This is a genomic window from Nocardia sp. 852002-20019_SCH5090214 (assembly GCF_001665865.1).
GTDB classification, from domain to species: domain Bacteria; phylum Actinomycetota; class Actinomycetes; order Mycobacteriales; family Mycobacteriaceae; genus Nocardia; species Nocardia nova.
Window position 1 is genome coordinate 19595 of sequence record NZ_LZMK01000321.1, and the last position, 11456, is coordinate 31050.

Sequence of the window (11456 nt, forward strand, 5' to 3'; positions counted from 1 at the left end):
TCAGGGGTGCAGCGGTTTCCGCCGCGGGCGCACGATGCGGTGGGTGATCTTCCAGCCGGCGCCGATGCGCTGGATGGTGTCCTCGTAGGTGGCGCTGCCGACCGTACCGTCGGTCATGACGCCGAACCCCTTGGACAGGGCGCGGACGGTGCCGTCGGCGACCTCGTTGATGACGATGTTCGTGACGTGGTGGGCGACGGGGTTGTTGTCGCCCATCGCCAGCGCGGCGTCGCGGCAGGCGGGAATTCCGACCAGGACGCCGCCGCCCATGGCGCTGACGTCGTAGACGACGTCCTCGGCGAACAGGGCGGGCCAGCCGTCGAAATCGCCGTTGTCGGTCAGGTGGCCGTGCAGATTGATCAGATCGGTGATCGCGAAGTGGTCTTCCGCGGACAGCATGTCGGGTCCTCCGGCGGTCCAGGCGAGGGGAGTGGTCAGCGGAAGCCGGTGTCGGCGGCCCAGGGTTCGAGTTCGTCCAGATCGGCGAGGCGCTGGGTCAGGGTGGCGCGGATGCCGGTGAATGCCTCGGGGCCGAGCGGCAGCCGCAAGGGCGGTTCGTCCATGGCGACCGCGCGCAGCACGGCCGCGGCGGCGCGGGCCGGATCGCCGGGCTGGGCGCCGTCCTGGGCCTGGAAGCGCTCGCGTTCCTCGGCGAAGATTGGTGCGTATTCGGGCATCGATTCGGCCCACTGGATGGATCGCCCGGCGAAGTCGGTGCGGAACGGTCCCGGCTCCACGATGGTGACCTTGATGCCGAACGGCGCGACCTCGTACGACAATCCCTCCGAGAGTCCCTCGACCGCGAATTTGCTGAGCGCGTAAGGGGTTCCACCGAGACGGGCGCGCACGCCGCCGACCGAGGACAGCTGCACGATATGCCCGCTGCGCTGGGCCCGCATGAGCGGCAGTACCGCCTTCGTGACCGAGATCAGGCCCCAGACATTGGTTTCCATCAGTGCGCGCAGTTGCTCGTCGTCGCATTCCTCGAGCGCGCCGCGCAGTCCGTAGCCGGCGTTGTTGACCAGAACGTCGATGCGGCCGAACCGAACTCGCGCCTCCTCGACCGCCGCGGTGATCGACGCCGGGTCGGTGACGTCCAGCTGTGCGACGAGCACCCGCTCCGGAGCATGATCTCGAAGTTCGGCAAGGGATTCGGTTTTGCGCGCGGTGGCGACCACGCTGCCGCCGTCGGCCAGCACCGCCTCCGCGATCGCGCGGCCGAAGCCGCTGCTGGTGCCGGTGATGAACCAGACGTGATCGGTGGTCATGGTGGAGGCCTCCTGTGTCGGATCGTCGTCGAAGCCGGGCCTTGCGACCGCATGCGGTGCCCGCGGCGAACCGCCGGCACCGGGTGCGGTCGCGCGGTGATCAGCCGGCGGGGTTGATCACCAGAATCTGGGCCCAGTAGGCCGCCTGCTCCGGACCGACGAGAGGCAGCAGGTAGTCGAAGACGATGGACGACATGCGGTGTGGAACTCCTTGTACTCGAGGAACTATTACTCGACGACTCTCGCCGCGCGGCGCACTCTCGTTACTGCACGGACCCCCGAATCCGTGGGTACGCCGTGGCCTGTCACCATCGGCAACAGTAACAGCGCGCTCGGACAGTCGCAGGCCCAGCGGAAAACGGACTCGACGGGGGGATTCGGCGTACGGTAGCGTGATCTGGACGTAGGTCCGACTCCTCGGAGTGATACCCGTCCGCTCTGAATGATGTGATATTTCTTTCCGGAATGATCCGGTTCGCGGGCTGTCGATGTTCGCACTCGCAACGATCCGTCGACCCCCGTTGCACGCGCCGGAACCGTGTGGCCGCCGTCGTGGTGACCGATCGCGAAATCGCAGGCACCGGAGCTTCGCGCGGTCCGCGCCCGGTCGCCGCCCGGTCCGGCCGGCGGGCGCATTCCCGGCAAATGCGGGCGAATCGGCTGGTCCCGGCGTGTCCCGCGCGACGAACCGCCCCGGAGTGGCCGGAACCGTGACCGACGTCATACAGTGTTGGCCGTTGGAAGTGTCGTTGCCGGGGGTGGCAGCGGCTATGGGTGCTACGAGTGTCGGAAAGCAGGTTCTGTATATATGCGAGTAGTTCGCAAGTTGGCGGCCGGTGCATTGATCGCCGCAGCTGCGTCGGGTGTGGCGGTGTTGGGCGCGGGATCGGCGTCCGCGGTCGCGGTCACTCCGCTGCCGGGTGGCGTCCAGGTGGACCTCAGCCCCGGTGACACCCAGTGGGTCCACCAGACCCATTTCGGCCAGTCGATCGCGGTGCTGCCGCACCCGTCGGCCGCCTCGTTCGGCCAGGCTCTCGATGCCGCGGCGACCCTGTCGTCGCAGTACCCCGACGGCCGCGTCGTCTTCACCGTGTACGGCCCGTTCGATCAGCTGAACGGCACCATGCTGGCGCTCAAGTAAGGTTCAGCGCCCCGCGTGGAACTGCATCCCAGGATCGTCTCGGCACCGGTGGATTTCGGTGTCGTGCGATCCGAATTCGGACTCGCCTCGGAATATCCGTCCGAGGCGGTCTCGGAGGCCCGCGACGCAGCCGATGCGTTCGCGGGCGTCCGGGCCGATCGCACCGACATCCCGTTCGTGACGATCGACCCACCCGGCGCCATGGATCTCGACCAGGCGCTGCATCTCGAACGCACCCCGACCGGATTCCTGCTGCACTACGCCATCGCCGATGTGGGCGCGGTGGTCGCGCCCGACGGGGCGCTCGCGCGGGAATCCCTCGCCCGGGGCCAAAGCTTCTATCTGCCCGACGGCACCGTGCCGCTGCATCCGCCGGTGCTCTCGGAAGGGTCGGCGAGTCTGCTGCCCGGCGCCGTTCGTCCCGCCGCGCTCTGGACCATCGACTGCGACGACAAGGCCGAGCCGCGACGCTTCTCGGTGCGGCGCGCCCTGGTTCGCTCCCGCGCCCGCCTCGACTATCCCGGCGTCCAGGCCGACGCCGACGCCGGCCGCCTGCATCCCTCGATCGCGGCACTGCCGGAATTCGGCCGCCTGCGGATCGAGGCCGGGTTGGCGCGCGGCGCGATCGAACTGCGGCTGCCCGCGCAATCGGTGATTCCCGACGGACGCGACCACGACACCGAACACTGGCAGCTGGCGGTCGAGCCGCGCACCGCCACCGACGACTGGAACGAACAGGTCTCGCTGCTCACCGGCATCTGCGCGGCCCGAATCATGTTGGCCGACACCGATTCCGACGCCCGCATCGGATTGCTGCGCACGATGCCTGCGCCACCGGCCTCGGCGATCGCGTCCATGCGCCGCACCGCCGCCGCGCTCGGGGTGCGCTGGCCGGCGGGTATGCCGGTGGGGCGGATGCTGGCCGGCCTCGATCCCAACACCCCCGCCGCGCTGGTGCTGAACTCGGAGGCGACCAGCCTCCTGCGCGGCGCGTCCTACACCGTGCTCGACGGGCAAGCGCCGGATGTGTTGCAGCACAGCGGGATCGGCGCTGCCTACGCACACGTGACGGCGCCGCTGCGCCGCCTCGCCGACCGCTACGCGACGGAAGTCTGCCTGGCTCGCTGCGCGGGCACCCCGGTGCCGCAGTGGGTTCGCGACGGACTCGGCGCCGCCGCCGACGCGATGCGGCGCAGCGACGCGGTCGGCGGCAAACTCGAACGCGCGTGCATCGACCTCACCGAATCCACCGTGCTCGCATCACGTCTGGGCGACGTGTTCGAGGCGGTGGTCATCCGCGAGGGCAACGGCAACCGATCCGCCGAGATCTTCGTCGCCGATCCGCCGGTACTCGGCAAATGCGCCGGGGCACCGCCCGAAGGCCGGCGGGTGCGAGTGCGCCTGGACATCGCGGACCCAGATAAACGCGTGGTCGGTTTCAGCTTCCCGGCGGACGCGCGCGAGGCGTCCGATCAGGACAGGTAGTCGTAGTTCAGGAATTCGATGAGGGACGGGTACTGGTCGAGGGCGGTGCGCGCGGCTTCGACCTCGGCGGCGCACAGCAACTCGTAGGGCGTCGTATCGTCGCCGCGGCCGCGCACGATTTCGGCGCGGGCGGTGATGGTGGCCAGCGCCTCGATGGCGTCGCGGTGGTCGCCCAGGACGCCCTGCACCTTCTTCGCGCGCCGGGCCAGGTCCTCGGCGGGGCCGTCGAGGATATCGGTGGCGGCTTCGGCGCTGTAGCGTAAACGCTTGGCGGCCTTGCGGATATCGTGCAGCGCTTCGACCCGATCGGTGTCCTCGACGGCTCGTTCCGCGTCGACCCGGTCCTTCAGCCGGCGCAGGTCCGCGCGCACCGCGGCCGTGAACACGCGGTCGGCGTCGCGACGGGCGCGTTTGCGGCGCAGCGGCGGATGGGTGCGCAGGCCGACCACTCGCGCGCGCAGCAGGTCGTAGCGCTCACCGTCGAGTTCCCGCAGCACGGTTCGGTGGGCGTCGGTGTAGGCCGCGCGCTCCGCGCTCACCAGCCGCCGCCCGAGATGCCGCTGCACGTCGGGATATTCGTCCAGCAGCGCGGCGAACCGGTCGGCGCGCACCTCGGCGTCGCGGGCGATGCCGAGCAGCCCCGCCAGCCACCGCAATTCGTCGCGGATGGCATCTATCTCGCCGCGGTGGAACACCTTCCGATACGACCGCAGCACCGACCGCAGCCGGCGGGTGGCGACCCGCATCTGGTGCACCGAATCCGATTCGTCGGCACGGACCTTCGGTTCCGCCGACAGCAGCCGGTCCACGTCCTCACCGAGAGCGGCGACGACGGCGGGACCGGCTGCGCCGCTCATCGCCGATCCCGGAATTCGTCGGTGGCCTCGATCAGATGATGGGTGGTCCCCGGCTCGGCCGCGGCATGCCCGGCATCGGCCACCAGATGCAGCCGCGAACCGGGCCAGGCCCGATGCAGATCCCAGGCGCTGACCGCCGGGCAGACGATATCGTGGCGGCCCTGCACGATCACCGCGGGAATATGCGCGATCCGGTCGATATCGCGCAGCAGCTGGTTCTCTTCCAGGAATCCGCCGTGCACGAAGTAGTGGTTCTCGATGCGGGCGAAGGCCAGGGCGAAGCGGGGTTCGGCGGATTCGGCGACCCGTTCCGGTTGTGGCAGCAGCGAACTCGTCGCGCCTTCCCAGCTGGACCACGCCACGGCGGCGGCGGTCGCGACGTCCTGATCGGGGGAGTGCAGCAGCCGGTGATAGGCCGCCACCAGATCCCCGTCGCGCTCGCCGTCCGGGATCGGCGCCAGGTACTTCTCCCATTCGTCGGGATAGACGAATCCGGCGGCGCCGTTGTAGTACCAGTCGATTTCCTTGCGCCGCAACAGGAAAACGCCCCGCAGCACCATCTCCGTCACGCGCTCGGGGTGGGTCTGGGCGTAGGCCAGCGCCAGCGTCGAACCCCAGGACCCGCCGAAGACCTGCCAGCGCTCGATCCCCAGATGGGTGCGCAGCCGCTCGATATCGGCCACCAGATGCCAGGTGGTGTTGACCTCCAGACTCGCCCCGTCGGCCACATGCGGCGTCGAACGCCCGCACCCGCGCTGGTCGAACAGCACGATCCGGTAGGCGGCGGGATCGAAGAACTGCCGGTGCATCGGATCGGTGCCGCCACCCGGGCCGCCGTGCAGGAACACCACCGGCTTGCCGTCGGGGTTGCCCGACTCCTCCCAGTAGATGTGCTGCCCATCGCCCACGTCGAGCATGCCCTCACGGTAGGGCTCCAGCGGCGGGTAGAGGGTGCGCATCAGAAGGCGATTCCCGAGGCGAGATCGGGCAGTTCCAGCGCCTGCAGCGCCTGCGTGCGAACATCGGAGCAGGTCTTGGTGGTGATCCGGTCCACCACGGCCTTGTCGCCGAGCACCGCCAGGTTGATGCCTCCGTTCTCCGCGGCCCACTGGTGCACCGTGATGTTCAGCGCCACCTTGCCCAGTGTCGGGCCCTGCACCCGCCAGTCCGACAGCTGTGGCGAGATGGCGTCGCACAGCTTCTGTGCGACCGGGTCGGGAACCTGGATGGGACTGGTCTGTCCCGGCTTGGCGGTGACGCCGGCCGAACCGCTGGGCCGCGCGGCCGTCGAGGTCGCCGAAGCGCCGGATTTCTCGGGGCCGGCCGAACCCGTGCTTTCGCCACCACATCCGGCGACCAGCACGACGGCCAGCGCCGCACCGACGGCGAGCGCTCCGCGAGTCATCCAACGGCTCTGCGACATCTGTTCCCTTTGTTCGATTCCGGCGTGCATCCGGAGTTCCTGCTGTGGACCTACGAGTCTGCCACCTCACCGCGAGTGGACGGGTGGCTCAGGCGAAGTTCGCGCGCAGCAGGTCCAGCATCTCGGTGACGAAGGGCGCGAACCGTTCGCCGGGGCGGCCCGGTGCCGTGTCGATGGTCAGCCACGAATGCAGGGTGGTCAGCGGCGCGAGGCGTTCGGCCAGCTCGATCTCGCGGTCGGTGACGGTGGTCAGTTCCCGCCAGGCGTCGAAATACGCCGCGCGCTGCGGATCCCGGAAGGTGCGCACGGACAGGAAGGGATGGGTGATCAGCGCGTCGCCCCAGTCGAACACCGCGGCGGTGGCGCGGAAGACGTGGCCCGGATACAGGTCGTTGTGTTCCACGCTCAGCCGGCCGTACCGCGCGAGTTCGGCAGCGGCCGATTCGATCGCGAACTCCAGTCCCGGGGCGCGGTCGGCGAAGTGGCGGTAGACCTCGATCAGGCGCACCGGCGGCAGGTACGGAGTTCCGGTGTCGCGCAACGATTCCGCGTGCGTGCAGACGGTGTGCTGCAGGCCGGCGTAGGACCGCAGCACCGATTCCCATTCCGGGGGACGCGGCGGCGGCGCGTCCGTACCGTCGAGTGCGAAGTGGCGGTCGAGTGGTCCGGTTCGCATGGTCTCGCCGCCGTCGCCTCCGAGGAACCATCCGTTCTCACGATGCACCGCAAGGGGTTTCGGCACCGATCCCGGAACGAGCCGATCCAAGGCCGCCAGCAGCGGGCCCTCGTGGGCGAACGCGCGCGCACTCGCCTTCGCCCAGACAGCTCCGCCGTTCGTCTCGATGCGGGCGAGCAGCGTCCAGTCCCGCCGCCGCATCTCCTGCGCGCCGGTCACGGTCAGTCCCCGCTGCGCGAGTTCCCGGGTGGCCCAGTCGATCAGTGGTTGCAGTGGTTGATCGGCCACCGATACAGGGGCGTTCATCGGGACAACCTAATCAGCTCGGCCATCGTCGGTGCGGCCGGCCGGAGCCGGTCTCGCACAGGCGATCACAGCGTCAGGTACTCGCCCAGCTCCCACGGGGTGACCTGGGCGCGGTAGGTGGCCCACTCGTGGCGCTTGTTGCGCAGGAAGAAGTCGAACACGTGCTCGCCCAGCGTTTCGGCGACCAGCTCGGACCGCTCCATCGCCCGCAGCGCCTCGTCCAGGGTCGAGGGCAGCTCGCGGAAGCCCATCGCGCGGCGTTCGGCGGTGGTCAGTGACCACACGTCGTCCTCGGCCTCGGGGGGCAGCGTGTACCCCTTCTCGATACCGCGCAGGCCCGCGGCCAGCAGCACCGCGAAGGCCAGATACGGATTGCACGCGGAGTCTGGGCTGCGGATCTCGACTCGCCGCGAGGACTGCTTGTTCGGCGTGTACATCGGAACCCGGACCAGTGCAGAACGATTCGACCGGCCCCAGGAAGCGGCGGTCGGCGCTTCGCCACCGTGGATCAGCCGTTTGTAGGAGTTCACCCACTGGTTGGTGACGGCGCTGATCTCGTTGGCGTGCTCGAGAATGCCCGCGATGAACGCACGCGCGGTCTCGGACAGGTTGTTCGGGTCGTCGGGATCGGCGAAGGCGTTGTGCTCACCCTCGAACAGGCTCATGTGGGTGTGCATGGCCGAACCCGGATGGTCGGAGAAGGGCTTGGGCATGAACGAGGCCCGCACGCCTTCGTCGATGGCCACCTCTTTGATGAGGTAGCGGAAGGTCATCACGTTGTCGGCCATCGACAGCGCGTCGGCGTAGCGCAGGTCGATTTCCTGCTGGCCGGGCGCACCCTCGTGATGGCTGAACTCCACCGAGATGCCCATCGATTCGAGCGCGTCGATGGCGTGGCGGCGGAAGTTCGGCGCCTCGTCGTGGACGGCCTGATCGAAGAAGCCGCCGTTGTCGGCGGGCACCGGACGGCCGTCCTTGAGCGCCGAGCGGATCAGGAAGAACTCGATCTCCGGATGCACATAGCAGCTGAACCCCAGGTCACCGGCCTTGTTCAACTGCCGGCGCAGCACGTGCCGCGGATCGGCCCACGACGGCGAGCCGTCGGGCATCGCGATATCGCAGAACATGCGCGCCGAATGCTGATGGCCCTTGCTGGTGGACCACGGCAGTACCTGGAACGTCGACGGATCGGGCTTGGCGACCATATCGGCCTCCGACACCCGGGCGAAGCCTTCGATCGCCGAGCCGTCGAATCCGATGCCCTCCTCGAAGGCGCCTTCCAGCTCCGCGGGGGCGATCGCCACCGACTTCAGATATCCCAGGACGTCGGTGAACCAGAGTCGCACGAAGCGGATGTCCCGCTCCTCGAGCGTCCGCAGCACGAATTCCTTCTGGCGATCCATACGCGCGAGCGTAGGCACCCGCGGTTAAATCCGTGTTACATCGTGCAACAACCGCCGGTCCGCATGTGTGGCGTCAGCCGCAGGTGAGTCCTTCCGGCGGTGTCTTCAGGTCGATGAGGTAGGCGAAGACGGCGTCGTCCACGCACGGCACGCCCCCGGAGAGGAACGCGGTGTGGCGGGTTCCCTTGTTGGTGATCAGCGCCGCGCCCAGCTGATGGGCCAGATCGACACCGGCCTGATACGGGGTGGCCGGATCCGCGGTCGTGGAGATGACCACGGTCTTGGGCAGGCCCGGTGCGGAAATGTTGTGCGGGGAGCCGCTGTTGGGCACGGGCCAGAACGCGCACATCTCGAGCGGCGCCTGCCCGGTGGCGTGGCCGTCGTCGAGGAACGGGGCAACTTTGCGGTATTCCGCGTCCTGCTTATCGGTGTCGCCGCGGTCCTTGATGGCCGGATCGTCGACGCAGTGGATGGCCAGGAACGCGTCCTGCGAATTGTCGTAGGTGCCGTCCTTGCTGCGGCCGTCGTAGAGATCGGCGAGCTGCAGCAGGATGTCGCCCTTGCCCTTGGCCAGCTGAGCCAGGCCCGCGCTCAGCACATTCCAGCTGTCCTCGGCGTAGAGGGTGTTCTGCACACCGGTGACCGCGTCGCTGTAGGTGAGCCCGCGGCCGTCGCGGGTCTCGGCCGGATGGTTCCAGAGCGGGTTGACCAGATCGTGGAAGCGGGCCACCGTCTGACTCGCGTCCTGGCCCAGCGGGCAGTCCGGTTTGCTCGCGCAGTCGGCGGCGTAGGCGTCGAACGCCTTCTGGAATCCGGCGGCCTGCTGCACCGATTCCTTCTCCGGATCGGCGTCCGGATCGAGGGCGCCGTCGAGCACCATGGCCCGCACCTTGTCCGGGAACTTCTCGGCGTAGGTGTAGCCGAGCCGGGTGCCGTAGGAGTAGCCGACGTAGTTGAGCTTGTCGTCGCCGAGCACTCCCCGGATGATGTCCATGTCCTGCACCACCTCGCGAGTGCCGACGTGGGCGAGGAATTCGTTGCCGGTCTTCTCGGTGCAGTGGGCGGCGAAGTCCTTGTTCTCCTGCTCGGCGGCCGCGATGCCGGCGGGGGTGTAGTCCTTGGGCGGTTCGGCGCGTTGCTGATCCCACTGCTGCCCGGTCAGACATTCGATCAGCGGCGTGGAGGCGCCGACACCGCGCGGATCGAAACCGATGCGGTCGAATCGCTGCGCGAGCGGGGTGTCCTGTCCCTGCGCGGCCATCCACAGTCCGGCCTGGCCGGGCCCGCCCGGGTTGAACAGCAGCGATCCGATGCGCTGCCCGGTCGCCTTGATCCGGGAGACCGCGATCTGCGCGGTCGCGCCCTCGGGCTTGTCGTAATCGATCGGCACCGAGATGTGCGTGCATTCGGTGCCCTGCGGGAATCGGGTCGAGGAATCGCCGAATCCGTCACAGCTGCCCCACGCCGGCACCTGGGTGTAGTACTTCTGCAGCGCGGCCGGACTCGGCGCGGACGGCTGGGCGACGGGGTGATTCTTCGACGTCGACGAGCAGGCGGCGGCCACACACATCAGGGCCACCGCGGCTGCGACGCGACCGGATCGCGACAAGGACATGCGCGCCATCCTTCCATCTCCGCCTGTGATCATTACGGCGTCCGCGGCGGCCTCCGTGGTTGAGCGGGCTGCCTCCGCCGGCCGCGTCGTTCCCGCCGCGTGTGACGAATCCCATCCCGGGCACGCCTTAAACGCGGCACTGTCGCGGTGGCAGACTGGACGGGTCATAGCAACCCGGGGACCCGATCGGGCCTCGAGGACAGACGAAAGGGACGATGATGTCCGCTGCTCAGGATAATCCTGCTTCCGAAACCACCGCCTACGGTGCCGCACCGACAACTTCCCGGCGGAAGACGCGAGTACAGCACCTGCAGCAATGGAAATCCGCGGGCGAGAAGTGGGCGATGCTGACCGCCTACGACTACTCCACCGCGAAGCTGTTCGAAGAGGCCGGCATCCCCGTGCTGCTGGTCGGCGATTCGGCGGCCAACGTGGTCTACGGCTACGACACCACCGTGCCGATCACGATCGAGGAACTGCTGCCGCTGGTACGCGGCGTGGTCCGCGGGGCGCCGCATGCCCTGGTGGTGGCCGATCTGCCGTTCGGCAGCTACGAGGGCTCGCCCGAACAGGCGCTGGCCAGCGCCACCCGCTTCATGAAGGAGGGTGGTGCGCATGCGGTGAAACTCGAAGGCGGAGAACGGGTTTCCGAGCACATCGCCCGGCTCACCGCCTCCGGCATCCCGGTGGTGGCGCATATCGGCTTCACCCCGCAGAGCGTCAACACCCTCGGCGGCTACCGAGTGCAGGGCCGCGGCGACGGGGCCGAACAACTGATCGCCGACGCCATCGCGGTGCAGGAGGCCGGGGCCGTCGCCGTGGTGATGGAGATGGTGCCCGCCGAGCTGGCCGGGCAGGTCACCCACAAGCTGACCATCCCGACCGTCGGCATCGGCGCCGGCAGCGACTGCGACGCCCAGGTGCTGGTCTGGCAGGACATGGCCGGCTACACCAGCGGTAAGACGGCCAAGTTCGTCAAGCGCTTCGGCCGCGTGGGCGACGAATTGCGCAGCGCCGCAGCGGAATACGCACGAGAGGTAGCGCAGGGTACCTATCCTGGACCGGAACACAGCTTCTGAGGAACGGGTCGGCCGCGTGCTGCGCGCGCGGTCGACCCCATTTCGGCGCGGACGCCGATGCCGCGGTAGGGGGCGTTCGATCCGGGTCCGAGCGATGGGCGGCTCGGGGCCGAGCTTGCTGTGGCCTCCGACCCGATACGGCTCGTTCCCGGTAGGCCGGCGGGAGGCGGCGTTCCCGCAGCCCTTCCCGAAACGGAATCGGC

Annotated in this window: 11 protein-coding genes; 3 read left to right on the plus strand and 8 right to left on the minus strand. The window is 68.8% G+C overall.

The window, feature by feature from the left end; genetic code table 11:
• Both A5780_RS25675 and A5780_RS25680 read right to left on the minus strand, forming a co-directional pair.
• Positions 1–399 carry a nuclear transport factor 2 family protein gene (locus tag A5780_RS25675; RefSeq protein ID WP_030515360.1) on the minus strand — a complete coding sequence of 133 codons (399 nt, stop codon included), beginning with the start codon at positions 397–399 and terminating at the stop codon, positions 1–3.
• A 35-nt stretch (positions 400–434) separates the two neighbouring features.
• Positions 435–1268, minus strand: a complete 834-nt coding sequence (locus A5780_RS25680; RefSeq protein ID WP_064909858.1) for an oxidoreductase — start codon at positions 1266–1268, stop codon at positions 435–437.
• 808 nt (positions 1269–2076) lie between these two features.
• On the opposite strand from A5780_RS25680, the gene A5780_RS25685 reads away from it, so the two are divergent.
• Positions 2077–2409 (plus strand): hypothetical protein, encoded by a 333-nt coding sequence (locus A5780_RS25685; RefSeq protein ID WP_030515358.1) that lies wholly within the window; start codon positions 2077–2079, stop codon positions 2407–2409.
• Between the two features lie 15 nt (positions 2410–2424).
• A complete protein-coding gene (locus A5780_RS25690; protein WP_082976721.1) occupies positions 2425–3894 on the plus strand; it encodes an RNB domain-containing ribonuclease in 1470 nt (489 codons plus the stop codon).
• On the opposite strand, the gene A5780_RS25695 is transcribed toward A5780_RS25690, so the two are convergent.
• The 6 genes from A5780_RS25695 to A5780_RS25720 all read right to left on the minus strand — a co-directional run bounded on the left by A5780_RS25695 (position 3882) and on the right by A5780_RS25720 (position 10183).
• A complete protein-coding gene (locus A5780_RS25695; RefSeq protein WP_063011121.1) occupies positions 3882–4751 on the minus strand; it encodes a CHAD domain-containing protein in 870 nt (289 codons plus the stop codon). The two genes, A5780_RS25690 and A5780_RS25695, sit on opposite strands and share 13 nt — an antisense overlap.
• Positions 4748–5710 carry a prolyl aminopeptidase gene (pip, locus tag A5780_RS25700; protein WP_064909860.1) on the minus strand — a complete coding sequence of 321 codons (963 nt, stop codon included), beginning with the start codon at positions 5708–5710 and terminating at the stop codon, positions 4748–4750. The genes A5780_RS25695 and pip overlap by 4 nt, the downstream gene beginning before the upstream one ends.
• On the minus strand, positions 5710–6204 hold the full coding sequence (locus A5780_RS42185; RefSeq protein ID WP_231983088.1) for a hypothetical protein: 495 nt from the start codon (positions 6202–6204) through the stop codon (positions 5710–5712). The genes pip and A5780_RS42185 overlap by 1 nt, the downstream gene beginning before the upstream one ends.
• A gap of 58 nt (positions 6205–6262) precedes the next feature.
• The gene (locus A5780_RS25710) at positions 6263–7156 is read right to left on the minus strand and encodes a phosphotransferase (protein ID WP_064903174.1); all 894 of its coding nucleotides are present in this window, start codon (positions 7154–7156) and stop codon (positions 6263–6265) included.
• Between the two features lie 65 nt (positions 7157–7221).
• Positions 7222–8559 (minus strand): type I glutamate--ammonia ligase, encoded by a 1338-nt coding sequence (gene glnA / locus A5780_RS25715; RefSeq protein ID WP_030515350.1) that lies wholly within the window; start codon positions 8557–8559, stop codon positions 7222–7224.
• 73 nt (positions 8560–8632) lie between these two features.
• Entirely contained in the window at positions 8633–10183 is a 1551-nt protein-coding gene (locus A5780_RS25720; RefSeq protein ID WP_104367062.1) for an alpha/beta hydrolase, read from the minus strand.
• A gap of 206 nt (positions 10184–10389) precedes the next feature.
• Between A5780_RS25720 and panB the strand changes: the two genes are divergently transcribed.
• Entirely contained in the window at positions 10390–11253 is an 864-nt protein-coding gene (gene panB / locus A5780_RS25725; protein ID WP_104362915.1) for a 3-methyl-2-oxobutanoate hydroxymethyltransferase, read from the plus strand.
• The last annotated feature ends 203 nt before the right edge of the window (positions 11254–11456 follow it).

Coding starts and splice junctions, on each gene's coding strand:
- pip (WP_064909860.1), bottom strand. CDS start 5,710: ATGCGCACCCTCTACCCGCCGCTGGAGCCCTACCGTGAGGGCATGCTC.
- glnA (WP_030515350.1), bottom strand. CDS start 8,559: ATGGATCGCCAGAAGGAATTCGTGCTGCGGACGCTCGAGGAGCGGGAC.
- A5780_RS25680 (WP_064909858.1), bottom strand. CDS start 1,268: ATGACCACCGATCACGTCTGGTTCATCACCGGCACCAGCAGCGGCTTC.
- A5780_RS42185 (WP_231983088.1), bottom strand. CDS start 6,204: ATGCACGCCGGAATCGAACAAAGGGAACAGATGTCGCAGAGCCGTTGG.
- A5780_RS25695 (WP_063011121.1), bottom strand. CDS start 4,751: ATGAGCGGCGCAGCCGGTCCCGCCGTCGTCGCCGCTCTCGGTGAGGAC.
- A5780_RS25720 (WP_104367062.1), bottom strand. CDS start 10,183: ATGGCGCGCATGTCCTTGTCGCGATCCGGTCGCGTCGCAGCCGCGGTG.
- A5780_RS25685 (WP_030515358.1), top strand. CDS start 2,077: ATGCGAGTAGTTCGCAAGTTGGCGGCCGGTGCATTGATCGCCGCAGCT.
- A5780_RS25710 (WP_064903174.1), bottom strand. CDS start 7,156: ATGAACGCCCCTGTATCGGTGGCCGATCAACCACTGCAACCACTGATC.
- A5780_RS25675 (WP_030515360.1), bottom strand. CDS start 399: ATGCTGTCCGCGGAAGACCACTTCGCGATCACCGATCTGATCAATCTG.
- panB (WP_104362915.1), top strand. CDS start 10,390: ATGATGTCCGCTGCTCAGGATAATCCTGCTTCCGAAACCACCGCCTAC.